The organism is Microbacterium sp. UBA7513 (genome assembly GCF_002478345.1).
Taxonomy (GTDB): Bacteria; Actinomycetota; Actinomycetes; order Actinomycetales; family Microbacteriaceae; genus Microbacterium.
This window is the reverse complement of record NZ_DLNJ01000033.1, coordinates 6,014-31,832: the sequence shown is the minus strand read 5'-3', so window position 1 is coordinate 31,832 and position 25,819 is coordinate 6,014. Positions and strand designations below refer to the sequence as shown.

The following is a 25,819-nucleotide window of genomic DNA, read 5'->3' as shown; positions in this document are numbered from 1 at the left end:
GAGGCCCGCCACCCGCGGCGTCTCGCCGGACTCATTCGACGTCGGCGATGTTGCGTCGACGGATCAGGAAGAAGATGAGCCCTCCGATGATGACCACCCCCACGACGATGCCTCCGATGAGGAGTCCGGTGTTCGTGCCGGTGCCGCCGGCGGTCGCGCCCTCGACGGGCTCGACGGTGAGGTAGCCCCAGTAGCCGGCCTGGTTGGCGATGATGCCGCCGTCCTTCGGCTGCAGCGTGAAGCCCGTGAAGCGGTCGGAGCGGTAGGCCTCCAGCGAGTTGGCGTACCAGGTGGCGACCTGCGCGGTGTCGGTGTAGTTCAGCGCGAGCATGTCGTGCACGATCTCCTGGCGCTTGTCGGCGTCGATCTCGGAGCGCTGCGCGGCGTACATCTCGTCGAACTCCGGGTTGCAGTACCCGTCCTGCGTGGTGCCGCCGGTGCCGTCGGTCGCGGTCGGCAGGTTCATGCAGGTGTTGATGCCCAGCTGGTAGTCGGGGTCGGGGTTGACCGACCAGCCGCTGAAGTACAGGTCGTAGTCGCCGGAGGTGGCCTTCGCACTGATCGTGTCGGAGTCGGTGGACTCGACCGTGATCTCGATGCCGATCTCCTTCATCCAGGGGACGAAGAAGTCGGAGATGGACTGCTCGTTCGCGTCGTCCGCGTCCGTCAGCAGGCGCAGGCTCAGGCGCTGGCCGTCCTTCTCGCGGATGCCGTCGGCACCGGGGATCCAGCCCGCGTCGTCCAGCTTCGCCTGCGCGGCCTCGGGGTCGAAGCCCACGATCACGTCGTCGTCATCCGACAGGTGCCACTTCGGGAAGGACGCCGGGATGAAGCTCGTCGCGAGCGTGCCCTCGCCGTCCAGGACCTTGTCGAGGAGGGTCGCCGTGTCGGTGCCGAGACGGATGGCCTGGCGCACCTCGAGCTCCTTCAGCGCGGCGTTGCCGGTGCCGTAGGGCACGTTGTCGCGCGTCTGCTGGCCGACGTTGATGCTGATCGAGTGGTAGCGGCGGCCCTCACCGGAGTGCGTGGTGATGCCGTCGACGCCCTCGAGCGCCGAGAACTGCGTCGGGGTGAGGCCGGTGACGAGGTCGACGTCGCCCGCCTTGAGAGCCTGCACCTGGGCGTCCGAGTTCGTGTAGTAGACGTACTGGATCGCGTCGATCTTGGGGGCGCCCCGCCAGAAGTTCTCGTTCGCCTTCAGCACGATGGACTGGTTGGCCGAGTAGCTGTCGAGGACGAACGGGCCGGAGCCGACCACGTCGGCGTCGTTGGTAAAGGTCGTCGGGTCGTCGACCTCCTCCCAGATGTGCTTCGGGACGATCGGGATCTCCGAGCCGGGGTTCGGGGCCTGCGGGGTCTTCAGGGTGATCACGACGGTCTTGTCGTCCGGGGCCTCGACGGTGTCGAAGTTGGAGACGAGGTTGCCGTTGGCGGTGCCGAGCGCGGGCACCGTCATCATCTGGTCGTACGTGTACTTCACATCGGCGGAGGTGATGGGCTCGCCGTCCGACCAGACGAGGTCGTCCTGGAGGGTGAAGGTCCACCTCTGGCCGCCGTCGGTCGCCTCCCAGCTGTCGGCGAGGCCCTTCGTGGGGGAGCCGTCCTCGGCGTCGTTCTGCACGAGCGACTCGTAGACGTACCGGATGATGTTCGTCGGCGTCAGGTAGATCGAGATGAACGGGTTGAACGTGTCCACGAACCCGGAGGTGGCGATCCGGAGCGTCGTGTCGGATGCCGGGGATTCGGTGGCGGCGCTGACGGACTGCGCCTGAGCGGCACCGACCGGAGCGGCGAGGAGGAGCGCGGAGGCGATCGCGGCGGCGGTCAGACTTCGCACGGTTCTGGAGCGGGGGGCAAGACGCATGGAAGGTCCCTTCGGGCGCCGCCCGGATCCACAGTGAAGCCGGGTCGGTGCTGACCATGCAAGCGGAAGACGGCCCCGTGGTCAAGACATTCGATGCGTATCGCGGAAGAAATCTGCCGCCCTCGGGAAAGATCGCCGGCTGTCGAGGTGGTGTAACACGGCGGAAACACGCGGATGCCAGGATGCGCACGCCGAAACCGATCGCGGAGGCGTCGATCACACGTCGCAGACATCCGGAACGTATCTCGGGCCGTTCAGGTCGGGCACGGGAACCGGAATCGTATCGTCACTCCGCCGTGACGGTGAGCACGGCACGCAGGAGCGCGATGCGCTCGTGCAGAGAGGAGCGCAGGAAATGCTCGTCCACCGCATGCGCGCCGCCGCCTCGGGGACCGAAGCCGTCGACGGTCGGCACCCCGCGTCCGCCGAGGAGGTTCGTGTCACCGGCTCCGGCCGCGGGGCGGCCGTCGACCTGCTGGCCGAGCGCGGCACCGGCCACGGCGATCCGGGCGAGGAGGTCGGTGTCCGCCGCGGAGGCCTGCCAGGCGGGCCGGGCACTCAGCACGGCGACCTCGAGGCGGGCGCCGGGGCGCACCGGTGCCAGCTCCTGGAGGGCGCTGAGGACGCGCTGCTCGCTGTCCGGGTCTTGGAAGCGGAGGCCGATCTCGGCGGCCGCGTGCGCCGGCACCACGTTGGTCCTCGCGCCGCCGTCGATGACGCCGACGTTGCAGAGCACCGGGCTCGGCAGGGCGGGGTCGGCCACGATCGCGCGGACCCGGAGGAGCTGGTCCACGAGTTCGTCGATCGCGGAGACGCCGTGCTCGGGGTTGAGCGCGGCGTGGGCTGCGCGTCCGGTGACGGCGATGCGCACCCGGGCGCTGCCGCGGCGGCCGACCTTGAGGGCGCCGTCGGGATGCGGGGACTCGAAGCCGATGGCGCAGGCCGCGCCCCTGGCCCGTTCCGCGATCAGGGTGCCCGAGACGGGGGAGCCGATCTCCTCGTCCGCGACGAGCACGATCCGCACGGCGCGCCGCTGCGCGAGCGGCAGGGGCTGCAGGCGTCGCAGGGTCTCCAGCATCACGACGATGCCGGCCTTCATGTCGTACGCGCCGGGGCCGCGTACGACATCGCCGTCCTTGGCCCACGGCAGGTCGTCCGCCAGGGTGCCGACCGGCCACACGGTATCGGTGTGGCCGATGAGGAGGACCGGGTCTCCGGTGCCGGGGACGTCGATGACGAGATCCGTCCCGAGCTCGTGCGGGATCCGCTGGACGCTGCCGCCGACGCCGGCGAACCAGGCGGACAGCAGGTCGGCGATGCGGGCGCTCGCCTCCGTGTCGCGGCTCGGCGTCTCGATCAGCACGAGTTCGCGCACGAGTGCGATGATGTCGTCGGAAGGATGGTCCCCGTCGCGCACTGCCGAGAGAGTCGTCACGGTTACGAACCGTATCTTGCCCCTTGATCGCCCCGCAACCCGCCGATAGCATCGCTCTCAGCAGCAGGACTCCTCGATCTTAGGAAACGTATCGTGCCTCATTCTTCGGTGGCCGCCGGTGTCGCCCACGGCTGCCGCGAACTCACCCGGTACACCGAGTTCCGTGAGGCCGCCGCGCTGTACGCCCGCGTCTTCGCGTACACGGAGAACGAGTACGCCCTCAACGCCAACCTGCTCACCGCCCTCGCCCGCAACGGCGGTTCCGCGGTCGGTGCCTTCGCCGACGATGGGGAACTGATCGGGTTCGCGTACGGCTTCGCCGGCTGCGACACCGCGGGTGCCTCCTTCCACTATTCGCAGGCGGCCGCCGTGGACGCCGCATATCAGGGGCGGGGCGTCGGCCAGGCCCTCAAGCGGGCGCAGCGCGACGTGGCCGTGCGCTGGGGGCAGCGGACGATGCGGTGGACGTTCGATCCGCTGCTCTCGCGCAACGCCCATTTCAACCTGAGCTCCCTCGGGGCCGTCGGCATCGCCTACGAGCGGGACTACTACGCCCGCCCCGACACCGACCGCCTGGTGGTCTCGTGGGACCTGGACGCCGCCGACCGGCCTTCCCACCGGTCCCTCCCGGTCCCTCCCGTGCTCGGGTCGGACGACTGGGGGCGAGCCGTGGCGGCGGACGGCGGCACCTGGATCGCGATCCCGACCCGTCCCGGCGAGCTCGACGTCGAGGCTCGCGCAGTGCTCCGGCGGGAGCTGGAGCGGACGATGACCGCGGTGTTCCGCCGCGGAGACGTCCTCGTCGAGGCCACGCGCCTCGACGACGACACGGCGGTCTACCGCGCGACACCTCGGAAGGGCACGGCATGAACGACCATGATCACGACCAGGAGGATCGCGACCTCGTCTCTCCGCGAGACCGCTACGGCGAGCGCATCCGCACCAACCTCTCCGCCGAGAGCATCCAGGCGCGGATCATCGAGACGGAGCAGCGCACGCTCGCCCAGACCTTCGAGGAGCTCAGCCGCTCGGCCCAGGTGCCGCAGGCCGCGGCGCTGCTGCTCGGCGCCCGGCGACGGTACGTCGCCGGCGAGGGCAAGGCGGCGGCGTACGCGCAGCTCCTCAACGCGGATCTCTCGGCGACGCTGTCGAACGTGTTCCTCGTCGACGGGCACGCGCTGCAGCCGCTCACCGTGCTCACGGACGTGCGGGCCAGCGACGTACTCATCGCGTTCTCGCTGCGGCGCTACCGCGAGGAGACCGTCCGGCTCGGGCGGCTCTTCCATGAGGCGGGCGGTCAGCTCGTCGTCATCACCGACAGCGAGGACGCCCCGCTCGCATCCATCGCGACCTCGCTCATCCGGGTGCGCACCGGATCGGCGTCGTACGCCGACTCGCCGACTCCGGTCGCGGCCGTGTGCCATCTGCTGAGCGCGCTCACCACGGCGAGCGCGAAGGGAGCGCGTCGGCGGCTGGCCGAGCGCGACCGGCTGGTGGCGCGCCTGGGTCTCTACGGCCCCGAGACCGCGCGGGCCCGCCCGGAGGAGGACGCGTGAGGGTCGTCCGCGTCCGGCTCTTCGCCCTGCGTCAGCCGCTGCGTCACAGCTTCGAGACGAGCTCGCACCGCAAGTCCGGCATCGAGCACGTGCTCGCCGAGGTCACCGATGCCGACGGCCAGACAGGGTGGGGGGAGATCGCGTCGCCGTCCGATCCGTTCTACGGTGCGGAGACCACGGTCACCGCGTGGGAGATCGCGACCCGCTACCTGGTGCCCGCGCTGCTCCGTGCCGAGGGGGAGGAGCCGGCGGAGCTGGAGTCGTCGTGGGCGCGGGTCCGCGGGCATGAGTTCGCGAAGGCCGGGTTCTCCGGCGCGGTGTGGGACCTGGTCTCCCGGAGGCGGGGGATCGCGCTCGCCGCGGCCCTCGGCGGGACGCGCGACGAGGTCGTCGCGGGGGTGTCGCTGGGCATCGAGCCGTCGATCGACGAGCTGCTCGCGCAGGTGGAGCTGCAGCGCGCCGCCGGCTACCCCCGCGTCAAGCTCAAGATCGCTCCGGGCTGGGATGTCGAGCCGGTGCGTGCGGTGCGCGGCGCCTACCCCGACCTCGACCTCCACGTGGACGCGAACGGCGCCTATGCCGACGACGAGCGGGCGGCCGCGGTGTTCGCGCGCCTGGATCGCGAGGCGCTGACCATGATCGAGCAGCCCTTCGCGCCACGGGATCTCGTGGCCCACGCCGATCTGCAGGCGCGGCTCGACACGGACGTGTGCCTGGACGAGTCGGTCGTCGACCTCGGCGACCTGCGGACCATGATCCGGCTGGGAGCGGGGCGGGTCCTCAACATCAAGGTGTCGCGGATGGGCGGGCTCACCGTCGCCCGCGCGGCGCACGACGTGGCACGGGACGCGGGCATCCCCGTGTGGTGCGGCGGGATGCACGAGTTCGGCGTCGGGCGGGCTGCGAACGTCGCGCTGTCCTCGCTCCCCGGTTTCCTGCTGCCGTCGGATGTGTCGGGATCGGACAAGTACTACGAGTCGGACATCATCGCGCCTCCGGTGACCGCCGTCGCCGGTCGCGTCACGGTCCCCACCGGACCGGGGATCGGACACGAGGTGCTCGCCGAGCGCATCGCCCGTGACGCGTCCCGCGTCTTCGACTCCTCCGCGGCCGAGGCCCCTGAGGCCGTCCTGACCGCGGGCTGACCGGCCCCCGAACCCTGCGAGAGCGGAATCCCATGCGCGCACTGCTGCTGTACCGACTCGATCTCGCCGCCGAGCCCGCGGAGGACGGGATCCATGCCGTCGATCCACGGGAGCCGATCATCCGGGCGACCGACCTCGGCGTGACCCGCGGCGACGGCGTGTTCGAGACCGCCGTGGTGCGCGGAGGCAGGCCGCAGGCCCTGGAGGCGCATCTCGCGCGGCTGGAGCGCTCCGCGCAGCTCCTGGGGCTGCCCGCGCCGCGCCACGAGCTGTGGGCGCGGGCGGTGCGCCGCGCGGCCGCCGAGGTCTCCCGCCCCGGAGTGCTCCGTGACGGGGAGATCGCCTCGATCAAGTTCGCGATGACCCGCGGGGACGAGATCGACGCGGCCGGCCCGACGGGGTGGGTGCTCGGCTTCGCGGGAGAGGACCCGGAGGCCGTCCGCGCGCGGGGCGTCTCCGCGGTGGTGCTCGACCGCGGATACCGGCACGACGTCATGGAGAGGGCACCCTGGCTGCTGCAGGGAGCGAAGTCCCTCGCCTACGCCGTGAACCAGGCGGCCCTGCGGGAGGCACGGAGCCGGGGTGCGGACGACGTCATCTTCGTCAGCGCCGACGGCTTCGTGCTGGAGGGGCCGCGGTCGACGCTGATCGCGCTGCTCGACGGGGCGCTGGTCACGCCACCGCCCGAGTACGGGGTGCTCCCCGGGACGACCCAGGCCGACGTCTTCGCGGGACTCGCCGAGGTGCCCTCCCGCGTCGGTCCGATGGTGCGGGACGATCTGGAGCGGGCGGACGCCCTCTGGCTCTGCTCCAGCACCCGGGGTGCGGTGCCCGTGCGGGAGCTGGACGGTGTCGCGCGCGCCGTGGACCCGGTACTCACCGCGCGGATGAACGCGGTGCTGGATGGACGAGAGGACTGAGATGGTCGACGCGGACCTGCCGATCGATCGGGTGATCGACGGCCACAACGATCTGGCCTGGGCGAGCAGGACGCTGCTCGGCTACCGGGTCGCGGAGCTCTCCGGGGCGGTGGCGGCCACGCAGACCGACCTGCCGCGACTGGTCGCGGGCGGGGTCGCCGGCCAGTTCTGGTCGGTCTGGGTCGATCCCGTGCTGGAGGGGGCGGAGCAGGTGGTGGCCACGCTCGAGCAGATCGACTTCGTGCACCGCCTCGTCGACGCCCACCCGCAGCGCTTCGCGATCGCTCGGACGGCGGCGGACGCGCGTGCGGCGATGGCGGAGGGGCGGATCGCCTCGCTCATCGGCATCGAGGGCGGCGACCAGCTCGGCGGATCGCTGGCCGTGCTGCGGCAGTTCGCGCGGCTCGGCGCGCGGTATCTCACCCTCACCTGGTCGCGGACGATCGCCTGGGCGGATTCGGCGACCGACGAGGCGCGCCACGGCGGTCTGACGGACTTCGGACGCGAGGTGGTGCGCGAGATGAACCGCATCGGTGTGCTCGTCGACCTCTCGCACGTCGCTCCGACGACCATGCGGCAGGCCCTGGAGGTCACGACCCGCCCGGTGATGGTGAGCCATTCCGGCGCCTTCGCCCTGTGCGACCACCCCCGCAACGTGCCGGACGACGTGCTCGCCGCGATCGGCGCGCAGGGCGGCGTCGTGATGGTGCCGTTCGTCCCCACGTTCGTCTCGCAGGCCCGCCGCGACTGGTGGGAAGCCGGGGGAGAGGGAGAGGCGCCGCGCGTCGGCGTCGCGGACGTCGCCGATCACCTGGACTACGTGCGTCGCGTGGCCGGCGCACAGGCGGTCGGGATCGGCGCCGACTACGACGGCTCCGATGCGATGCCGGACGGTCTCGGCGACGTCTCGGGGTACCCGACGCTGTTCGCCGAGCTTCGGCATCGCGGCTGGTCGGAGGACGACCTCCGGGCGGCGGCGCACGAGAACGTCCTCCGCGTGCTGGAGGCGTCGGACCCCGACCACGAGGCCTTCCTCGCGGGCGGCGCAGGAGAGCCGGCCGCGGCCGCGCTCGTGCCGGCGGTCGACACGACGATCCGGGAGGGCGCGCTGTGACCCCGCGCGTCCTCGTGATCGTGAACTCCGCGAGCTCCGGCCCGCGCCGCCTCGGCACCTGGCTGCGAGAGAAGGCGATCGACGTCGACGAGGTCGTGGGAGCCGAGCAGCCGCTGCCCACCTCCCTGGACGGCTACGCCGGACTCGTCATGCTGGGCGGCGGGCTCATGCCGGACGACGATGATCGCGCGCCGTGGCTCGCGGCAGAGCGGGCGCTCGCCGCGGAGGCCATCGCCCGTGACCTCCCCACCCTCGGCATCTGCCTGGGCGGTCAGCTGCTCGCCCACGTGGCCGGCGGCGAGGTCGCCGAGAAGACCGGACCCATCGAACGCGGCGCGACCCCCATCCGCCCCACCGCGGCAGGACGTGCCGACGCCCTGTTCGCGGCCCTCGGCGATGAGGCTCCGATGATCGAGAACCATCAGGACATGATCACGCGGCTCCCACCCGCGGCGGTGCTGCTGGCGACGAGCGCCGCTGTCGAGAACCAGGCCTTCCGGCTGGGGGCGCGAGTGCGCGGGGTGCAGTTCCATCCCGAGGCCTCCGCGGCCGACCTCGCCCGTTGGGACGACGCGGCACTGCGGGGAGAGGGACGCTCGCTTCCCGCCCTCATCGCCGCCGCCGAGCGCGTGCACGACCACAACACCGCGGCCAGCCGCGCGCTCATCGAGGCCTTCGCCGACGAGGTGCGCGCCGGGGTCCCCGTATGACCGGGCAGGATGCGGATCTCCTCGTCACCGCCGAGTCCGCCGCGGAGGCCCTCCGCCACGGCCTGGACGAGCGCGCGCGTCATGCCGCTCCGGCCGCCATCTCCGCGGTGGCCGAACGGGGAAGCATCCGCGCAGTGCTCACCCACGGCCATCCACGCGCCGATGAGGCCCCGACGACGCGGGACACGGTCTTCCGCATCGCCTCGATGTCCAAGAGCTTCCTGGCCGCCACCGTGCTCTCCCTTCGAGACCGCGGCCTGCTCGACCTCCACGCGCCGATCCGCACCTATCTGCCGGAGGTCCGACTGCGGCACCGCGATGCGGACGTCGAGGTCACCGGCGACCTGCTCCTCTCCAACCGTTCGGGCCTGGGAGAGGACAACGCCTGGGTGGACCGCCATCTCGGCGCTTCCCGCACGGAGATCGCCGCACTCTTCGCGGGTGGGGTGCAGCTCGCGGCTGCGCCGGGAACCGTCTACCAGTACTCCAACCTCGGCCAGTCGCTGCTCGGCCGCGTCGTGGAAGCGGTGACGGGGCGGGCCGTGGAGGACGTGATCCGGGAGACCCTGCTCGAGCCCCTCGGGCTGGACCGGACGGCGCACGTGGCGGACGGGTATCCGGCCGAGGCGCTGGCCTGCGGGTTCCGGACCTTCGACGACGGCGCCACGTTCCGCCCCGAGCCGTTCGTGGGGTCCGGCGCGCTCGGCTGCATCGGCAGCATGTTCAGCACCGTCGACGACATCGCGAGATGGATGTGGTTCCTCGGCTCGGCCTTCACCGACGACCCGCTGGCGCCCGCCGTGCTGGCTCCGGCGTCGCGACGGGAGCTGCAGCAGGCCCGCACCCCCATCCCGGTGCCGTCGGCGATGTTCGACGGGCGCGACCTCGCGGGGGCCGGCTACGGCTACGGCCTCTTCGTCGAGGACGACCGGCGGTTCGGGCGGATCGTGCAGCACTCCGGCGGTCTTCCCGGATTCTCGGCGCACATGCGCTGGCACGCGGCCAGCGGCATCGGCGTCGTCGCCTTCGGGAACTCCGACGAGTTCGGCGCCCGGCGGATCGCAGGCGCTGCGCTCCAGCAGCTGCTCGAACGGACGGACGCCCCCTCCGCGATCCTGCACCCGTGGGCGGAGACGGTCGCCGCCGCGCAGGCTCTCGACGCCGCGATCCGCTCGGGACGGCCCGCCGCCACGTACCCGTTCCTCGCCGACCATGTGCTCGAGGACATCCCGGCCGACGTCCGCGATGCCCGGCTGGAGGCACAGGTCCAGGAGATCGGCGGATTCCGCGCGGACCAGGACCCGTTCCCCGACCGTGTGGTGGCCGCGGCGACGGAGGCCGAGTTGCGCTGGCGGATCGCGGGGAACCGCGGCGACCTCCTCGTCGACGTGCGGCTGGTCGGGCTGCCGGAGCCGCGCGTGCAGGGGGTGAGCGCGGCGGTCGTCGCGCCGGGGCAGACGCGTGTCGAGGGGGAAAGGGCCGGGGCCGCAGAGCGACACCGGATCATCCTGCCGTCGCCCTGATGACGGGTCGGACACTGATCGACCGGGTCCAAAAAACCGCCCTAGGATGGAGACATCCCGACCCGTCCGTTCTGAGGAATCCTCATGCCCGCCACCCCTGTGCGTCGCCTCCTTCCCCTCGCTGCGCTCGCCGCCGCCACCGCCCTGGTGCTGACCGCGTGCGCGGGCCCGTCCACGGAGAGCGACGGCGGTGAGCTCGTGTGGTCGATCGAGGGCGCGAACCTGTCCGCGGGGCACATGGACCCGCAGGTGAGCCAGCTCGACGTCTCCGGCATGGTGCAGCGGGCGGTGCTCGACTCCCTGGTCTTCCAGGAGGACGACGGCACGTTCAGCCCGTGGCTCGCGAAGAGCTGGGACGTCTCACCGGACAGCACGGAGTACACCTTCACGCTGCGCGACGACGTGACCTTCACCGACGGCGAGCCGTTCGACGCGGAGGCCGTCAAGGCGAACTTCGACCGGATCGTCGACCCGGAGACCGCCTCGGCTCAGGCGGCGAGCATGCTCGGTGCGGACTTCTACGCCGGCACCGAGGTCGTCGACGAGCACACGGTGAAGGTCTCGTTCACGCAGCCGTATGCGCCGTTCCTGCAGGCGGCCAGCACCCCGCAGCTCGGCTTCTACTCACCGGCCGTGCTGGCCGAGTCGGCCGACAAGCTGAAGGCGGGCGGCCCCGACGTCACTGTCGGCACCGGACCCTTCGTGCTCACCGAGTACACCGCCGACCAGGAGATCGTCTACACGCGCAACGACGATTACGCCTGGGGCCCGCACGAGGCGAAGGCGCCGGCGTTCGAGACGCTGCGCGTGCAGATCCAGCCGGAGGCCTCGGTGCGCACCGGAGTGATCGAGAGCGGAGAGGCCGACCTCGCCAGCAACATCCCGCCGAACCAGGTCGCCGGTCTGGACGACGCCGGCGTCACGGTCGACTCGGTGGAGTACCCGGGACTGCCCTACTCGCTCTACCTGAACGAGAAGTACGGCGTCTTCGCCGACGAGAAGGTGCGGCAGGCGTTCGCCCGCGGCATCGACGTCGACGCGGCGGTCGAGGAGATCTACTTCGGGCAGTTCCCGCGGGCATGGAGCGTCCTCGGCAGCACGACCCCGGGCTACGACGCGTCGCTGGAGGACTCCTGGCCGTTCGATCAGGACGCCGCGAACGCCCTGCTCGACGAGGCCGGGTGGACGGAGCGCGACGCCGACGGCATCCGCATGAAGGACGGCGAGCGCCTGTCCGTGCGGTGGATCGCCTGGACCCCGGTCCCGGACGACCGCGCGGCGCTGGCCAACGCGATCCAGTCGGACCTCAAAGCCATCGGCTTCGAGGTGCAGCGCGAGGAGCTGGAGCCCGGCGCCTATAACGCCCAGTACGAGCCCAAGACGTTCGACCTCACCGACTGGGGCTTCTCCGGCGTGGACGCCGACTTCCTCCGTGCGCACCTGCACACCGACGGCTTCCAGAACGCCTCGCAGGTGAGCGATCCGGAGATCGACGCACTTCTGGAAGAGGCCGTCGCGTCGAGTGATCAGGACGCCCGCAACGAGCTCTACACGCAGCTGCAGGAGTGGAACGCGGAGTACACCGCGATCGTCCCGCTCTACAGCCCCTCGGCGATCACGGCGGTCGGCGAGCGCGTGCAGGGTCTGGACTACGACCTCTACGGGCGGCCGCTCTTCTACGATGTGAGCCTCGGCTGACATCCGGCGGCCGTCGTATCGAGGGAGCGGGCGGAGTGATCGAACCGTGACGGCGGTGCTCGGCCGCGCCCTCGGGCTCCTCGCCTCGGTAGTCATCGTGCTGTGGGGCGCCGCGACGGTCGCGTTCCTGGCCTTCCGGGTGATCCCCGGCGACCCGGTCTCGGTGATGCTGGGCCCGCAGGCGCAGGTGAGCGAGGCGGTCAAGGACGGCATCCGCGCCGATCTCGGGCTCGACCGCCCGCCGCTGGAGCAGTACGTCGGCTTCATCGGGCAGCTCGCCCGCGGCGACCTCGGCGAGTCGTACCAGCTGCGGCTGCCGGTGACCGAGGTCATCGGACGGCAGCTGGGTGCGACCGTGCAGCTCTCGGCGCTGGCGCTGGGGATCGCCGTCGTCCTCGCCCTCGCGGTCGCGGTCTTCGTGCGGGGCCGCGTCGGGCGCACCGTCGCCGCCGGCGTCGAGCTCGTGGTGCTCTCCTCGCCGGTGTTCTGGATCGGGCTGCTGCTGCTCAGCGTCTTCGCGTTCGGTCTCGGCTGGTTCCCCGTCTCTGGCACCCGCAATCCGGCGACCATCGTCCTTCCGGCGGTCACGCTCGCCCTCCCGGTGGCGGCACTGCTCAGCCAGGTGCTGCGTGATGGGCTGATGCAGGCGGAGCGGATGCCGTTCGCGGAGACGGTCCGTGCGCGGGGTGCCGGACCCACCTGGTTCACGCTGCGGCACGGGGTGCGGCACGGCGCCGCCTCGGCGGTCACCCTCGCCGCCTACCTCACCGGCTCTGTCCTCGGGGGTGCGGTTCTCGTCGAGACCGTGTTCGCCCGGCCCGGCCTGGGGCGGGTCACCCTCGCCGCCATCAACGACCGCGATCTCCCTGTCCTCACCGGCATCATCCTGCTGAGCGCTCTCGTGTTCGTCGTCATCAACGTGGTGGTGGAGCTCGTGCATCCGCTGATCGACCCCCGCGTCGCCGCCTCCTCCCGACCGGGAGCCGTCCGATGAGTCGGGGGGAGCGACTCCTGTTGAGCTCCGCCGCGGTCGTGCTGGTCGTGGTCGCCGTCGCCGCCCTCTGGCCGGGACTGCTCGCCACGCACGATCCGCTGCAGACCGAGGTGCGGGCCGCTCTGCTGCCGCCGAGTGCCGAGCACCTCTTCGGCACCGATCAGAGCGGCCGCGATGTCTACTCCCGCGTGGTGTTCGGCGCGGGGCGCTCGGTCGGGATCGGACTTCTCGCCACCGCCATCGCCCTCGCCGCCGGCCTGCTCGTGGGCGCGCTCGCCGGCATGTCGCCGCGGGGCGTGGACGTCACCCTCATGCGCATCAACGACGTGCTCATGGCGTTCCCGGAGTTCCTGGTGGCGCTCGTCGTGGTGGCCGTGCTGGGACCGGGACCGGTGAACATCGCCATCGCGGTGACGCTGGCCGCCGCACCCGTGTACGTGCGCCTCGCCCGCGTGCAGACCAGGACGCTGCGCGTGGCCGAGCATGTCGAGGCTGCCCGGATCCTCGGCGTTCCGCCGCTGCGGGCGTTCCGACGCCATGTCGTGCCCGGGGTGCTGGGTGCGCTGAGCGTGCTGGCGACCATCGGTATCGGATCGAGCATCCTCGCCGCGGCCGGGCTGAGCTTCCTGGGCCTCGGGCCGTCCGAGCCGACCCCGGAGTGGGGCCTCATGCTCGCCGGCGGTCGCAACGTGCTCGGGCAGGCGTGGTGGGTGTCGGTCTTCCCCGGTCTGGCGATCACGCTGACGGTGGTGTGCGCGACGGTGATCGGACGGATCCTCCGGGCTCGGGCAGACGGGAGGGACGCATGAGTGCGGCGCTGGAGGTCGAGGGGCTGCGGATCGGCTTCGCGGGGACTCCCGTCGTGGCGGGCGTGTCGTTCGCGGTGGAGGCCGGCGAGTGCGTGGCGATCGTGGGGGAGTCGGGGGCGGGGAAGTCGCTCTCGGCCCGCGCTCTGCTCGGCCTCACGCCGTCGACGGCCGACGTCGCCGTCGACCGGCTCCGCATCGATGGGGTGGATGCCGCCGCCCTGACCGAGCGCGGTTGGCGGCGGCTCCGGGGCACCGGGATCGGCCTCGTGTCGCAGGACGCCCTCGTCTCCCTGGACCCGCTGCGGCGGATCGCGGATGAGATCGCCGAGCCGCTGCGGCTGCACCGCCTCGTGCGCGGTCGGGCAGCCCTCGCCGCGCGGGTGCGGGAGCTTCTCGGACGGGTGTGGATGCCCGACCCCGACCGCCGCGCACGGCAGCGTCCGCAGGAGCTCTCCGGAGGGTTGCGGCAGCGCGCGCTCATCGCCTCGGCGCTGGCCGGGAACCCCGCGGTACTCGTCGCGGATGAGCCCACCACGGCCCTGGATGCGACCGTGCAGGCCCGGATCCTCGTGCTGCTGCGGGAGATCGCCGACGACGGCACCGCCGTGGTGTTCATCAGTCATGACTTCGCGGCGGTGCGGCGGGTGGCGGATCGCGTGCTCGTGATGAAGGACGGCCGGATCGTGGAGTCCGGCCCGGTCGCGGAGGTGCTCGCCGCCCCCCGGCACCCGTACACGCAGCAGCTCCTCGCGGCGACGATGCACGAGCCGCGGGAGGAGCGTGCGGCGTCCTCGGAGGCCGTGGTCGTCGCGGAGAAGGTGTCCAAGGCGTTCGGCGGGGTGCCCGCGGTCGTCGACGCGTCGTTCACGGTGACCGCCGGTCGGACGCTCGGCATCGTCGGCGAATCCGGATCGGGCAAGACGACCCTCGCCCGGATGCTGGTGGGCGTGGAGACGCCGGACACCGGGGCGCTGCGGTGGACGCGGGCACCGCGGGTGCAGCTCGTGCACCAGAACCCGCTCGGCGCCTTCGACCCGCGGTGGACGGTCGGGCGGTCCCTGGAGGAGGCGCTGGAGGCGGGGGGAGTGCCGCGCGGTGCCCGTCGGATGCGGGTAGCGGCGCTGCTCGCGGAGGTCGGCCTCGACGAGAGCGTCGTGGTGCGACGACCGGCGGCGCTGTCGGGCGGACAGCGGCAGCGGGCGGCCCTGGCCCGCGCCCTCGCGGCGGACCCGGACGTGCTGGTGCTGGACGAGCCCGTCTCCGCTCTCGACCCGTCGGTGCGGGAGCGGGTGCTCCGGCTCCTGGCGCGGGTGCAGGAGGAACGGCGGCTGACGATGGTCTTCGTCTCCCACGATCTCGACGTCGTGGGCGCCGTCGCGGACGACGTCCTGGTCATGCAGGACGGCCGGATCGTGGAGCAGGGGCCCACGGCGGCGGTGTTCGCGGCACCGCGGCATCCGTTCACCCGGGAGCTGCTCGCGGCGAGCGGCCCCGTCAGTCCGTGACGGTGATCCCGAGCCCGGCCGCCATCACCGGGGCGAGCTGCTGCACCTGAACCGACGAGAGCGTGGTGCCGCGCAGGCTCTGGACGTCGAGGTAGGACAGCGCGTCGAGGCCGCGGAGGTCCACATCCTTCGCGCGCAGGCCCCGGGGGTCGACCTCGTCGCTGCGCGTGGCCTGGAACCGGACGCGCGTGAGCTCGGCCTGCGGGATGTCGATCGTGCGGATCGCGCAGGCCGCGATGTCGAGGTCATCGGCGCGGGCGGCGCCCAGGTTCAGATAGTCGATGCGCACGTCGCGCAGCTCGAGCTCCGCCACGCGGGCGTCGCTGAGGTCGAGGGTCCCGATGCGCCCTCCCGTGATCCGGAGCCGACGGATGCTCGCGTTCCGCAGCCGGAGCGCCGCGATCCGCGGTTCCGGAAGATCGACGTCGAGGAGCGTGGCCCCGGTGAGGTCGACGCTCTCGGCGTCCGCCTGCACCGCGCACTGCTCGAGCGTGGCGTATGCGAGGTCGACGGTGCCGGTGAGCTCCAGGGCGGCGGCGAGGAGATCGGCGCGGCGCGCGGGTTCACGCGGCTCCAGCACGGGCGGCAGATCAGGCGCGGACACACGGGGTGCGGTCGGGGGCTTCGGCATCCTCCGAGGCTATGTCCTCCCTCCGACACCCCAGTTTTCCTCCTTGCTCCTGCTCCGGCCCCAGGTCGCAGATCCTCGCTGCCTCGCACTCTCCCTCGCAGCCCCTGCGACAGGAGCCCCCATCTGCGACCTGACCCCGGCCCACCCCGGCTCCGGGACTCGTCGTGCGGGAGCGCGCTGATCTGCGCCGCGTCGCAGGCTCTCGGCGGGAACGTCCGACGGGGCGGGAATCTGCGACATCGAGCGGGGGTCCGGAGGAGGGACTCGGGCTGCACGGGAGGGGGAGTGGGGGGAGTTGTGCACAGGGAATGGGAGGAGGTGGCCGAGGCTGGGAACGAGGGAGGGGCAGGGGAGCAGTATCAGGGCCATGAACGGGATGAGGCGGACGCGGCTGCTGCAGGCGATGCGCGAGGTCGACGGAGTGGCGCGGGTCGAGCGGCTCCGGGACCGCGGGGTCAGTCGGTACGACCTCGAGACGGCGCTCTCGGAGCGGATGATCCACCGGGTGCGGGTCGGGTGGGTGGCGCTGCCCGATGCTGATCCGGCTCGGGTGACCGCGGCGCAGCACGGTGTTCTGCTGGCGTGCGTGACGCAGGCGCGACGGCTGGGACTCTGGGTGCATGACGAGAGACCCCGCCTTCACCTCGCCGCCAACCCGGGCAGCCGGGGAGGGAAGCCGTCGGAGGCCCGCGTGCACTGGGCACGGCCTCTGGTCCCGCGACACCCCGATGTCCTGGAGGACCCGATCGAGAACGTGCTGAGCCTGGTGTCCACCTGCGAGCCGTATGAGCAGGCGCTCGCGACCTGGGAGTCGGCATTGAACAAGGGGCTCGTCGATCGAGAACGGCTGCTCCGCCTCCCGTGGGGACCGCGCGGTCGGCGGCTCCTGGCCGAGGCGCTGCCGTTCGCGGATGCGGGGCTTGAGACCTACCTGCGCGTGCGACTGCGCTGGCTCCGGCTGCCGCTGCGCTTCCAGACATGGATCGCCGGGCATCGGGTGGACGCTCTGATCGGCGAGCGACTCGTGCTGCAGATCGACGGCGGCACCCACGTCGGAGCCCAGCGCGACCAGGACAACCGTCACGATGCGGAGCTGAAGCTGCGCGGCTTCCACGTCATCCGTCTGGGCTATCACCAGGTGATGGAGGAGTGGCCTGCAGTGCAGGACCTCGTCATGCGCGCCATCGCCCAGGGACTGCATCGTGCGCGCACGGCGTGATGTCGCAGATCCCGCCGCGGGTCGCAGGGCTGTCTCCAGATCCTGCGACGCCGAAGGGAATCCGCGGGGGGAGGAGCACGCGTACAATGGGCACACGAGCATCGATCCGGCCATCACCGGGGAGCTCTCGGAAGAACGGTCCGGCGACGGACTCAGTAGAACCGAGCGGGGCAGGCCCGTCACAGCCGCAGTGAGAGTGGTCCGTGGGTCTCTGAGCTTGTCGAGGGGATGCAGGGGCACGCGAGGTGGTACCGCGGTCCGCGAGGATCGTCCTCGCAGCAGCATCCGCCACGACGACCACTGCGAGAGACCATGACCTACCCGCGCTCCTCTTTCGGCCCCGCAGCCGACCAGGCCGCCACTGTGGCGCCGAGCCCCCGCTTCCCGCAGATCGAGGAGGAGGTGCTCGACTTCTGGAAGACCGACGACACCTTCCGCGCCTCCATCGAGCAGCGCGAGGGCGCCCCCGAGTGGGTGTTCTACGACGGCCCTCCCTTCGCGAACGGTCTGCCGCACTACGGTCACCTGCTCACGGGTTACGCGAAGGACGTGTTCCCGCGCTTCCAGACGATGATCGGGCACAAGGTCGACCGCGTCTTCGGATGGGACACCCACGGGCTCCCGGCCGAGCTCGAGGCGATGAAGCAGCTCGGGATCACCGAGAAGAGCGAGATCGAGGAGATGGGGATCGACGTCTTCAACGAGAAGGCGCGCTCCTCGGTCCTGAAGTACACACGGGAGTGGGAGGACTACGTCACCCGCCAGGCCCGGTGGGTGGACTTCGAGCGCGGATACAAGACGCTCGACCTCGGATACATGGAGAGCGTGCTCTGGGCCTTCAAGACCCTGTACGACAAGGGGCTCGCCTACGAGGGCTACCGCGTCCTCCCGTACTGCTGGCGCGATGAGACGCCGCTGTCCGCGCACGAGCTCCGCATGGATGACGACGTCTACCAGATGCGACAGGACCCGTCGGTCACGGTCACCTTCCCGCTCACCGGAGCGAAGGCCGAGGCGCTGGGGCTCACCGGGGTGCGCGCTCTCGCCTGGACGACGACGCCGTGGACCCTGCCGACCAACCTCGCGCTCGCCGTGGGGCCGGACATCGAGTACGTCGTGCTGCCTGCCGGTCCCGCCGGCGCCTCCGACGTACACCAGGGGCGTGCCGCTCCCTCGGCCGACCAGCTCGCGGTCGAGGCCTCCGCGCACCGCTACCTGCTCGCGAAGGACCTGCTCGGCGGGTATGCCAAGGATCTCGGCTACGAGAGCCCGGAGGACGCGCACGCCGCGGTCGACGCCACGCTGCGCGGTGCGGAGTTGGCGGACGTCACCTACGACCGCCTGTTCGACTACTACGCGGACGAGGAGACCTACGGCACGGAGAACGCCTGGCGCATCCTCGTCGACGCCTACGTCACCACGACCGACGGCACCGGCATCGTCCACCAGGCACCCGCCTACGGTGAGGACGACCAGCGCGTCGCCGGCGCTGCGGGCATCCCCACGATCCTGTCCCTCGACGACGGCGGCCGCTTCCTCCCGAACGTCACGGATGTCGCGGGCGAGCTGTGGATGGACGCGAACACCCCGCTCGTGCGGATCATCCGCGACAACGGCCGCCTGGTGCGGCTGCAGAGCTACGAGCACTCCTACCCGCACTGCTGGCGCTGCCGGAATCCCCTGATCTACAAGGCCGTGTCGAGCTGGTTCATCCGGGTCACCGACATCAAGGACGACCTCCTCGCGAACAACGAGCAGATCACCTGGGTGCCGGAGAACGTGAAGGAGGGGCAGTTCGGCAAGTGGCTCGAGGGCGCCCGCGACTGGTCGATCAGCCGCAACCGCTACTGGGGCTCGCCCATTCCGATCTGGAAGAGCGACGACCCGGAGTACCCGCGCGTCGACGCCTACGGCTCGCTGGAGGAGCTGGAGCGCGACTTCGGCACGCTGCCGCGCAACCCCGAGGGCGAGGTGGACCTGCACCGCCCCTACATCGACGATCTGACGAGGCCGAACCCCGACGACCCCACGGGCAAGAGCACGATGCGGCGCATCGGCGACGTCTTCGACGTGTGGTTCGACTCCGGCTCGATGCCGTACGCGCAGGTGCACTATCCGTTCGAGAACCAGGAGTGGTTCGACTCGCACTCCCCGGCGGACTTCATCGTGGAGTACATCGGCCAGACCCGCGGCTGGTTCTACGTCATGCACGTGCTCTCGACGGCGCTGTTCAACCGCCCGGCGTTCACGGGCGTCAGCTGCCACGGCATCGTGCTCGGCAGCGACGGCTACAAGATGTCGAAGTCTTTGCGCAACTACCCGGACGTGTCCGAGGTGCTGGACCGCGACGGGTCCGACGCGATGCGCTGGTTCCTGATGTCGAGCGCAGTGCTCCGCGGCGGCAACCTCATCGTCACCGAGGAGGGCATCCGGTCCGGCGTGCGGGAGTTCCTGCTGCCGCTGTGGAACTCGTGGTACTTCTTCGCGACGTATGCGAATGCGTCGACAGGCTCGGCACCCCAGGGAGGCGGGTACGAGGCGTCGTGGCGCACCGACTCGACGGACGTCCTCGACCGGTACATCCTCGCGCGCCTGGGCGACCTCGTCCGCGAGGTCCGGGCCGATCTGGAGGGTCTGGACTCGACCAGCGCGTCCGCGCGACTGCGCGACTTCGCTGAGGTGCTGACGAACTGGTACATCCGCCGCTCGCGCGACCGGTTCTGGGTGGGCGTGACGGACGACCCGAAGAGCCGCGAGGCCTTCGACACGCTCTACACGGTGCTGGAGACGCTGTGCCGCGTGGCCGCGCCGCTCGTCCCGCTCATCAGCGAGCGCGTGTGGCAGGGCCTCACCGGCGGGCGCAGCGTGCACCTGCAGGACTGGCCCGATGCGGATCAGTTCCCCGCAGCCGACGAGATCCGCGACGCCATGGATGCGGTTCGTGAGCTGTCGAGCGTCGGCAACGCGCTGCGCAAGAAGGAGAAGCTGCGCGTGCGGCTGCCGCTCGCACGGCTCACGGTGGTCTCTCCGCTGGCGGCCGACCTCGGCCAGTTCGAGGACATCCTCCGCGAGGAGCTCAACGTGAAGACCGTCGAGCTCGTCCCGCTGACCGACGAGGCGGCCGGGGAGTACGGCATCAGCCACCGGCTGAGCGTGAACGCCCGCGCTGCGGGTCCGCGCCTCGGCAAGGACGTGCAGAAGGCCATCCAGGCCGCGCGCTCGGGTGACTGGTCCGAGACCGACGGCGTCGTGACCGCCGGCGGCATCGCGCTGGAGCCCGCCGAGTACGACCTCGTCCTCGAGACCACGGGTCGCCCCGAGGGGGAGGCTCTGGCCATCGTCCCGTCCGGCGGCTTCGTCCTGCTCGACACCGACACGACGCCGGAGCTGGAAGCCGAGGGCATCGCCCGCGACGCCATCCGCGTCGTGCAGGAGGCGCGCAAGAACGCCGGGCTCGACGTCAGCGACCGGATCGTGCTGGCCCTCAACGCCGCTCCCGCGGAGGCGGCGGCGCTGGAGACCCATGCCGACCTCATCGCCGCCGAGACGCTCGCCGTGGCGTTCGCCGTGCAGCCGACCGACGACCTCGACCGGCTCGTCGACGAGGTCACCAGCCCCGGAGACGGCGTGCATCGGAGCGGGGCGAAGGCCCTCGGGGCCGGGAAGGCGCCGCTCCTCGTCACGATCGACACGAACCTGGAGAAGGTGGGCGCATGAGTGCGAGAGACCGGGCCGATGCCGTCTACGAGACGCTGCTGAGCCGTGCCGGGGAACGCTGGGTGCAGCCGCGCAAGGAGCGGACGGCGCGGATCCTCGAATACCTCGACGATCCGCAGCGCACCTACCGCGTCATCCACATCACCGGCACCAACGGCAAGACGTCGACCGCGCGGATGATCGAGAGCCTGCTGCGTGCTCATGATCTGCGCACCGGCCTGTTCACGAGCCCGCACCTGGAGCGCTTCACCGAGCGCATCATGATCGACGGCGAGCCGATCTCCGATGAGGCCGTCGCCGACGCCTGGGACGAGATCGAGCCGTTCGTGGGGATCGTCGACGCCGAGCTCGAGGCGGCGAGGGAGGCCCCGCTGACGTTCTTCGAGCTGCTCACGGTCCTCGCCTTCGTCGCGGTCGCCGACGCACCCGTCGACGTGCTCGTCCTCGAGGTCGGCATGGGTGGGGAGTGGGACTCGACGAACACCGCCGACGGCGACGTGGCGGTGTTCGCTCCGATCGACATCGACCACGCGGACCGCCTGGGAAGCACGATCGCCGAGATCGCCCAGGTCAAGGCCGGCATCATCAAGGAGGGCGCCGCCGTCGTCTCCGCCCAGCAGCCGGCCGAGGCCGCCGAGGTGCTGCGCCGCGTGGCCGCGGAGCGCCATGCCACCATCGCCTTCGAAGGCGAGGACTTCGGGCTCGCCGAGCAGAAGCTCGCCGTCGGCGGTCAGCTCCTCACCATCCGGGGCCTCGCGGGGCAGTACGAGGAGGAGTACCTGCCGCTGTACGGCGCGCACCAGGGCCACAACGCCGCGCTGGCCGTCGCCGCCGTCGAGTCGCTCATCGGCGGCGCCGGCCAGGCGATCGCCGGCGGCGTGATCTCCGACGGACTCCAGGGCAGCACGTCTCCCGGCCGGCTGCAGCTCCTCGGCATCGCCCCCACCGTCATCGTCGACGCCGCGCACAACCCGCACGGGGCTGCGGCGCTCGCCCAGGCGCTGGACGACAGCTTCGACTTCGACGAGTGGGGCCTCGTGCTCGGCGTCCTCGCGGACAAGGACGCGGCGGGGATCGTCGCGCGGCTCGCGCCGGCCGCCGCACACGTCTTCGCGACCGCGCCGGAGTCGGACCGCGCCAGCGATGCCGACCTCATCGCCGACCTCGTCGAACAGGCCGGACAGCGCGCTACCGTGCACCCGTCGCTCGCCGACGCCGCGGACGCGGCCCGCGAATGGGCGGCCTCGTCGGATCGTCGGGCCGTGGTCATCGCCGGGTCCGTCGTGCTCGCCGGCGAGGCGATCGCGCTCTCCGAAGAGGAGGACTGGAAGTCGGGGTGGCGCGCATGAGCGCCGCCGCCGCCCCGCGTCGACCGCGCGCCCCGCGCACCCTCGTGCAGAAGCTCGCCCCGGTGGTGCTCGGCTTCGAGGCGATCGTCGTCTTCCTCGTCGGTCTCACGATCTTCGGCCTGAAGGCTCTGCCGGCGGGAATCGAGCAGTGGTGGGGCATCGTGGGCGGCGCCGTCGTGGCCGTGGCCTGCGTCGTCATCGCGGGCATGATCACGAAGCCCTGGGCGATCCCCGCCGGGTGGATCGTGCAGATCGTGGTCGCTCTGTCGGCCATCGCCGTCCCCGCCGTGCTTCTCGTGGTCCTGATTTTCGGCGGCATGTGGGCGTATGCGACCATCATGGGGGCCCGCCTGGACGCACGACGCCCGAGCGAGGCTCCGACCGCGCAGAACGCAGACACAGAGAGTGAATGACATGGCCACCGAAGAAACCCTCGTCCTCGTCAAGCCGGACGGTGTCGCCCGCGGCCTCACCGGAACGATCCTCGCCCGCATCGAGGCGAAGGGCTACGCGCTCGTCGACATCCGTCTCGTCGAGCCCGACCGCGACCTGCTCGCCGCCCACTACGCCGAGCACGAGGGCAAGCCGTTCTACGAGCCCCTTCTCGAGTTCATGATGTCCGGTCCCTCCGTGGCGATCCGCCTCGCGGGCAACCGCGTCATCGAGGGCTTCCGCTCCCTCGCCGGCACGACCGACCCCACGACCGCTGCGCCGGGCACCATCCGCGGTGACTTCGGCCGCGACTGGGGCCTCAAGGTGCAGCAGAACCTCGTGCACGGCTCGGACAGCCCCGAGTCGGCCGCTCGCGAGCTGGGCATCTGGTTCGACTGAGCCCGAGTATCACGACGAAGCCCGTCCGCCGGAATGGCGGACGGGCTTCGTCGTTCTCGTGGAGAGATCAGAAGAGGATCTTCGCCATCTCGCCGAGGAAGTCGAGTCCCTGCAGCTGCGCCAGGAAGATGACCAGCGCGTAGGCGAGGACGGTCGCCAGCGGTACCCATGGCATGAGCTTCTCGGCAGCGGCACGGACCTTCGCGTTGCTCGTGAAGGTCCCGTTGCGGGCGAGGTGCACCATGGTGGCGAAGAAGGTGGGGATCGTCACCGCCCAGGTGACCATGCACCAGGGGCAGAGCACGAAGAGGTCGTAGAGGCTCTGGGCGATCAGCCAGCACACGAGACCGAAGGCGAAGGTGATGCCGACCCCGAAGGCTGCCCAGAACCATCGGGGGAAGCGTGCGCCGGCGAGGATCGCGACACCGACCACGAGCGGCGCCATCCAACCCGTGAGGCCGATGATCGGGTTCGGGAAGCCGAAGACCGAGCCCTGCCAGGACTGCAGGTTGGTACTGCACTGGATGAACGGGCTGAGATCGCACCCGAGCGCTTCCTGGGGGTTCTCCAGCAGCGCGAACTTCTCGACCGTGAGCTGGAAGGCGGCGTACCAGCCGATGACGCTCGCGATGATCAACCACACGGCATAGACGACGGGGCGGGTGCGCTGCTCGCTCATGCTCAGGATTATCCCAGCGACGGCTATGGAAAGGGCGAGAACCGCCCGGAGAAAACGCGTGGTGAGCGACGGGATGCCGCGATCGGACCGACTTGGTGCGATAATGACCTGTGATGCGATGAACGGCGTTGCCGCGACACGTGTCGAGCAGACTTCGGGGCCCATGCCCCACGCGACCAGAGCCATGAGCCGGTCGCAGGCCGATTGAGTTCGCGGCACCCGCGGGTGCCGCATGAGATTTCACGGGACACGCAGTGGACCGTGCCAGGGAGCACGCCAGAGATGGCCGATGAGAACAATGACAACAACGCCCCCGCCCTCGACGCCCCGGCTGATGCCGCGGAGCCGCTGACGGCGACCGCCGACGCTCCGGGCGTCGAGACGGAGAGCGACGCTTCCGCGGCGCAGGCTCCGACCGAGGACGTCCCTGCGGAGTCCGACGCTCCGACGGAGTCCGAGGCTCCCGCAGAGTCCGAGGCTTCTGCCGAGCCTGAGGGTCCGGCTGAGGCTCCCGCAGAGTCCGACGCTGCCGCTGAGTCCGAGGCTCCCGCAGAGTCCGAGGCCCCTGCCGAGCCCGAGGCCGCTCCTGAGCCGGAGGCCCCGGCCGACCCGGAGAAGCCCGCCGCCGTCACCGCCGTGTCGCTCGGTCTGCTGCCCGAGGTCTTCGTGTCGCAGGTGTCGACGCAGCTGCACTTCTACGCGCCGGAGATCGTCCCGCTTCCTGCACGCCCCGGTCGCGACGACCGTGCGCCGGAGCGTGACCAGGAGGAGTCCGGGGGAGGGCGCCGGGGGCGTCGTCGCCGTGGCAGCTCCGAGGGCGACGAGCAGCGCGAGGAGCCGCGGCAGCGTCAGCGCGTCGTCGAGTACATCACCGAGCCGAAGGCGATCAAGGGCTCGACGCGCCTCGAGGCCAAGAAGCAGCGCCGTCGTGACGGCCGCGACGCCGGTCGCCGTCGTCCGGTCGTGACCGAGGCCGAGTTCCTCGCGCGTCGCGAGTCCGTCGACCGCAAGATGGTCGTGCGCTCCAAGAACGGCCGCACGCAGATCGGCGTCCTGGAGGACGGCGTGCTCGTGGAGCACTACGTCGCCCGCAACCAGGACGCCTCGCTGATCGGCAACGTCTACCTCGGTCGGGTGCAGAACGTGCTTCCCAGCATGGAGGCCGCGTTCGTCGATATCGGTCGTGGCCGCAACGCCGTGCTCTACTCGGGCGAGGTGGACTGGGACGGCGTCGAGACCGGCAACCAGCCCCGTCGCATCGAACTGGCGCTCAAGCCGGGCGATCGCGTGCTCGTCCAGGTCACCAAGGACCCGGTGGGTCACAAGGGCGCCCGCCTCACGAGCCAGATCTCGCTGCCCGGCCGCTACCTCGTGTACGTGCCCGGCGGCTCGATGAACGGCATCAGCCGCAAGCTCCCCGACAACGAGCGGGCGCGACTCAAGCGCATCCTCAAGGAGGTGCTGCCGGAGTCGTCCGGCGTGATCGTCCGCACGGCGGCCGAGGGCGCCACCGAGGAGCAGCTGACCCGCGACGTGCAGCGCCTCACCTCGCAGTGGGAGCACATCCAGAAGCAGGTCGAGAGCCAGCAGGCTCCGGCGCTCCTGCACGCCGAGCCCGACCTGCTCGTGAAGATCGTCCGGGACGTCTTCAACGAGGACTTCACGAAGATGCTCATCCAGGGCGAGGAGTCGCAGCGCACGATCAGGGCGTACCTGGAGAGCGTCGCGCCCGACCTGCTCGAGCGCGTCGAGGCGTACGAGGACGACGTCGACCCGTTCGACGCGTTCCGCATCACCGAGCAGATCGAGAAGGCGCTGGACCGCAAGGTGTGGCTGCCCTCCGGCGGTTCGCTCGTGATCGACCGCACCGAGGCCATGACGGTCGTCGACGTCAACACCGGCAAGTTCGTCGGCTCGGGCGGAAACCTCGAGGAGACCGTCACCAAGAACAACCTCGAGGCCGCGGAGGAGATCGTCCGCCAGCTGCGCCTGCGCGACATCGGCGGCATCATCGTCGTCGACTTCATCGATATGGTCCTGGAGTCCAACCGCGATCTCGTGCTTCGGCGCCTGATCGAATGCCTGAGCCGCGACCGGACCAAGCACCAGGTCGCCGAGGT

Annotated in this window: 21 protein-coding genes; 17 read left to right on the top strand and 4 right to left on the bottom strand. The window is 71.1% G+C overall.

Annotation, left to right across the window (positions count from 1 at the left end; genetic code table 11):
• Positions 1-31: 31 nt before the first annotated feature.
• Positions 32-1,837, bottom strand: coding sequence for an ABC transporter substrate-binding protein (locus B2W79_RS16000; protein ID WP_292791229.1), 1,806 nt, complete (start codon positions 1,835-1,837; stop codon positions 32-34).
• 313 nt (positions 1,838-2,150) lie between these two features.
• Positions 2,151-3,299, bottom strand: coding sequence for a M20 family metallopeptidase (locus tag B2W79_RS15995; RefSeq protein ID WP_292791227.1), 1,149 nt, complete (start codon positions 3,297-3,299; stop codon positions 2,151-2,153).
• 93 nt (positions 3,300-3,392) lie between these two features.
• Here B2W79_RS15995 and B2W79_RS15990 point away from each other — a divergent pair, with 93 nt between their 5' ends.
• The 11 genes from B2W79_RS15990 (at position 3,393) to B2W79_RS15940 (ending at position 15,273) form a co-directional block, all read left to right on the top strand.
• Complete coding sequence (locus B2W79_RS15990) at positions 3,393-4,169, top strand: GNAT family N-acetyltransferase (protein ID WP_292791225.1); 777 nt, start codon at positions 3,393-3,395, stop codon at positions 4,167-4,169.
• A complete protein-coding gene (locus B2W79_RS15985) occupies positions 4,166-4,855 on the top strand; it encodes a MurR/RpiR family transcriptional regulator (RefSeq protein ID WP_025104992.1) in 690 nt (229 codons plus the stop codon). Before B2W79_RS15990 ends, B2W79_RS15985 begins: the two co-directional genes overlap by 4 nt.
• Entirely contained in the window at positions 4,852-6,000 is a 1,149-nt protein-coding gene (gene menC, locus B2W79_RS15980; protein WP_292791223.1) for an o-succinylbenzoate synthase, read from the top strand. The genes B2W79_RS15985 and menC overlap by 4 nt, the downstream gene beginning before the upstream one ends.
• A 32-nt stretch (positions 6,001-6,032) precedes the next feature.
• The gene (locus B2W79_RS15975) at positions 6,033-6,920 is read left to right on the top strand and encodes an aminotransferase class IV (protein ID WP_292791220.1); all 888 of its coding nucleotides are present in this window, start codon (positions 6,033-6,035) and stop codon (positions 6,918-6,920) included.
• Between the two features lies 1 nt (position 6,921).
• Positions 6,922-8,034, top strand: coding sequence for a dipeptidase (locus B2W79_RS15970; protein WP_292791218.1), 1,113 nt, complete (start codon positions 6,922-6,924; stop codon positions 8,032-8,034).
• Positions 8,031-8,744 carry a type 1 glutamine amidotransferase gene (locus B2W79_RS15965; RefSeq protein ID WP_292791215.1) on the top strand — a complete coding sequence of 238 codons (714 nt, stop codon included), beginning with the start codon at positions 8,031-8,033 and terminating at the stop codon, positions 8,742-8,744. The genes B2W79_RS15970 and B2W79_RS15965 overlap by 4 nt, the downstream gene beginning before the upstream one ends.
• Positions 8,741-10,267, top strand: coding sequence for a serine hydrolase domain-containing protein (locus tag B2W79_RS15960; RefSeq protein ID WP_292791212.1), 1,527 nt, complete (start codon positions 8,741-8,743; stop codon positions 10,265-10,267). Before B2W79_RS15965 ends, B2W79_RS15960 begins: the two co-directional genes overlap by 4 nt.
• 84 nt (positions 10,268-10,351) lie before the next feature.
• Positions 10,352-11,965, top strand: a complete 1,614-nt coding sequence (locus tag B2W79_RS15955) for an ABC transporter substrate-binding protein (protein WP_292791210.1) — start codon at positions 10,352-10,354, stop codon at positions 11,963-11,965.
• Positions 11,966-12,011: 46 nt separating this feature from the next.
• Complete coding sequence (locus B2W79_RS15950) at positions 12,012-12,959, top strand: ABC transporter permease (protein WP_292791207.1); 948 nt, start codon at positions 12,012-12,014, stop codon at positions 12,957-12,959.
• Positions 12,960-12,979: 20 nt separating this feature from the next.
• Positions 12,980-13,768 (top strand): ABC transporter permease, encoded by a 789-nt coding sequence (locus B2W79_RS15945; protein ID WP_292791204.1) that lies wholly within the window; start codon positions 12,980-12,982, stop codon positions 13,766-13,768.
• Positions 13,765-15,273 carry an ATP-binding cassette domain-containing protein gene (locus tag B2W79_RS15940; RefSeq protein ID WP_292791202.1) on the top strand — a complete coding sequence of 503 codons (1,509 nt, stop codon included), beginning with the start codon at positions 13,765-13,767 and terminating at the stop codon, positions 15,271-15,273. Before B2W79_RS15945 ends, B2W79_RS15940 begins: the two co-directional genes overlap by 4 nt.
• On the opposite strand, the gene B2W79_RS15935 is transcribed toward B2W79_RS15940, so the two are convergent.
• Positions 15,263-15,904, bottom strand: coding sequence for a pentapeptide repeat-containing protein (locus B2W79_RS15935; protein ID WP_292791199.1), 642 nt, complete (start codon positions 15,902-15,904; stop codon positions 15,263-15,265). The two genes, B2W79_RS15940 and B2W79_RS15935, sit on opposite strands and share 11 nt — an antisense overlap.
• Positions 15,905-16,271: 367 nt before the next feature.
• On the opposite strand from B2W79_RS15935, the gene B2W79_RS15930 reads away from it, so the two are divergent.
• From B2W79_RS15930 to ndk, 5 genes are all read left to right on the top strand, one after another.
• On the top strand, positions 16,272-17,123 hold the full coding sequence (locus B2W79_RS15930; RefSeq protein WP_292791196.1) for an endonuclease domain-containing protein: 852 nt from the start codon (positions 16,272-16,274) through the stop codon (positions 17,121-17,123).
• A gap of 312 nt (positions 17,124-17,435) precedes the next feature.
• Positions 17,436-20,840 carry an isoleucine--tRNA ligase gene (gene ileS, locus B2W79_RS15925; RefSeq protein ID WP_292791193.1) on the top strand — a complete coding sequence of 1,135 codons (3,405 nt, stop codon included), beginning with the start codon at positions 17,436-17,438 and terminating at the stop codon, positions 20,838-20,840.
• The gene (locus B2W79_RS15920) at positions 20,837-22,189 is read left to right on the top strand and encodes a bifunctional folylpolyglutamate synthase/dihydrofolate synthase (RefSeq protein WP_292791190.1); all 1,353 of its coding nucleotides are present in this window, start codon (positions 20,837-20,839) and stop codon (positions 22,187-22,189) included. Before ileS ends, B2W79_RS15920 begins: the two co-directional genes overlap by 4 nt.
• Complete coding sequence (locus B2W79_RS15915; RefSeq protein WP_256209470.1) at positions 22,186-22,602, top strand: DUF4233 domain-containing protein; 417 nt, start codon at positions 22,186-22,188, stop codon at positions 22,600-22,602. Before B2W79_RS15920 ends, B2W79_RS15915 begins: the two co-directional genes overlap by 4 nt.
• Before the next feature lies 1 nt (position 22,603).
• Positions 22,604-23,020, top strand: coding sequence for a nucleoside-diphosphate kinase (ndk, locus tag B2W79_RS15910; RefSeq protein ID WP_071329548.1), 417 nt, complete (start codon positions 22,604-22,606; stop codon positions 23,018-23,020).
• 67 nt (positions 23,021-23,087) lie between these two features.
• On the opposite strand, the gene B2W79_RS15905 is transcribed toward ndk, so the two are convergent.
• Positions 23,088-23,699: a vitamin K epoxide reductase family protein gene (locus tag B2W79_RS15905; RefSeq protein WP_292791185.1), complete on the bottom strand. Its 612-nt coding sequence runs from the start codon at positions 23,697-23,699 to the stop codon at positions 23,088-23,090.
• Positions 23,700-23,981: 282 nt separating this feature from the next.
• Here B2W79_RS15905 and B2W79_RS15900 point away from each other — a divergent pair.
• Positions 23,982-25,819: Rne/Rng family ribonuclease (locus B2W79_RS15900; protein ID WP_292791182.1), on the top strand; the 1,838-nt coding region annotated here is incomplete at its 3' end.

Coding starts and splice junctions, on each gene's coding strand:
- B2W79_RS15970 (WP_292791218.1), top strand. CDS start 6,922: ATGGTCGACGCGGACCTGCCGATCGATCGGGTGATCGACGGCCACAAC.
- B2W79_RS15985 (WP_025104992.1), top strand. CDS start 4,166: ATGAACGACCATGATCACGACCAGGAGGATCGCGACCTCGTCTCTCCG.
- B2W79_RS15955 (WP_292791210.1), top strand. CDS start 10,352: ATGCCCGCCACCCCTGTGCGTCGCCTCCTTCCCCTCGCTGCGCTCGCC.
- B2W79_RS15905 (WP_292791185.1), bottom strand. CDS start 23,699: ATGAGCGAGCAGCGCACCCGCCCCGTCGTCTATGCCGTGTGGTTGATC.
- B2W79_RS15940 (WP_292791202.1), top strand. CDS start 13,765: ATGAGTGCGGCGCTGGAGGTCGAGGGGCTGCGGATCGGCTTCGCGGGG.
- B2W79_RS15930 (WP_292791196.1), top strand. CDS start 16,272: ATGAACGGGATGAGGCGGACGCGGCTGCTGCAGGCGATGCGCGAGGTC.
- ndk (WP_071329548.1), top strand. CDS start 22,604: ATGGCCACCGAAGAAACCCTCGTCCTCGTCAAGCCGGACGGTGTCGCC.
- B2W79_RS15975 (WP_292791220.1), top strand. CDS start 6,033: ATGCGCGCACTGCTGCTGTACCGACTCGATCTCGCCGCCGAGCCCGCG.
- B2W79_RS15920 (WP_292791190.1), top strand. CDS start 20,837: ATGAGTGCGAGAGACCGGGCCGATGCCGTCTACGAGACGCTGCTGAGC.
- B2W79_RS15960 (WP_292791212.1), top strand. CDS start 8,741: ATGACCGGGCAGGATGCGGATCTCCTCGTCACCGCCGAGTCCGCCGCG.
- B2W79_RS15915 (WP_256209470.1), top strand. CDS start 22,186: ATGAGCGCCGCCGCCGCCCCGCGTCGACCGCGCGCCCCGCGCACCCTC.
- B2W79_RS15935 (WP_292791199.1), bottom strand. CDS start 15,904: ATGCCGAAGCCCCCGACCGCACCCCGTGTGTCCGCGCCTGATCTGCCG.
- ileS (WP_292791193.1), top strand. CDS start 17,436: ATGACCTACCCGCGCTCCTCTTTCGGCCCCGCAGCCGACCAGGCCGCC.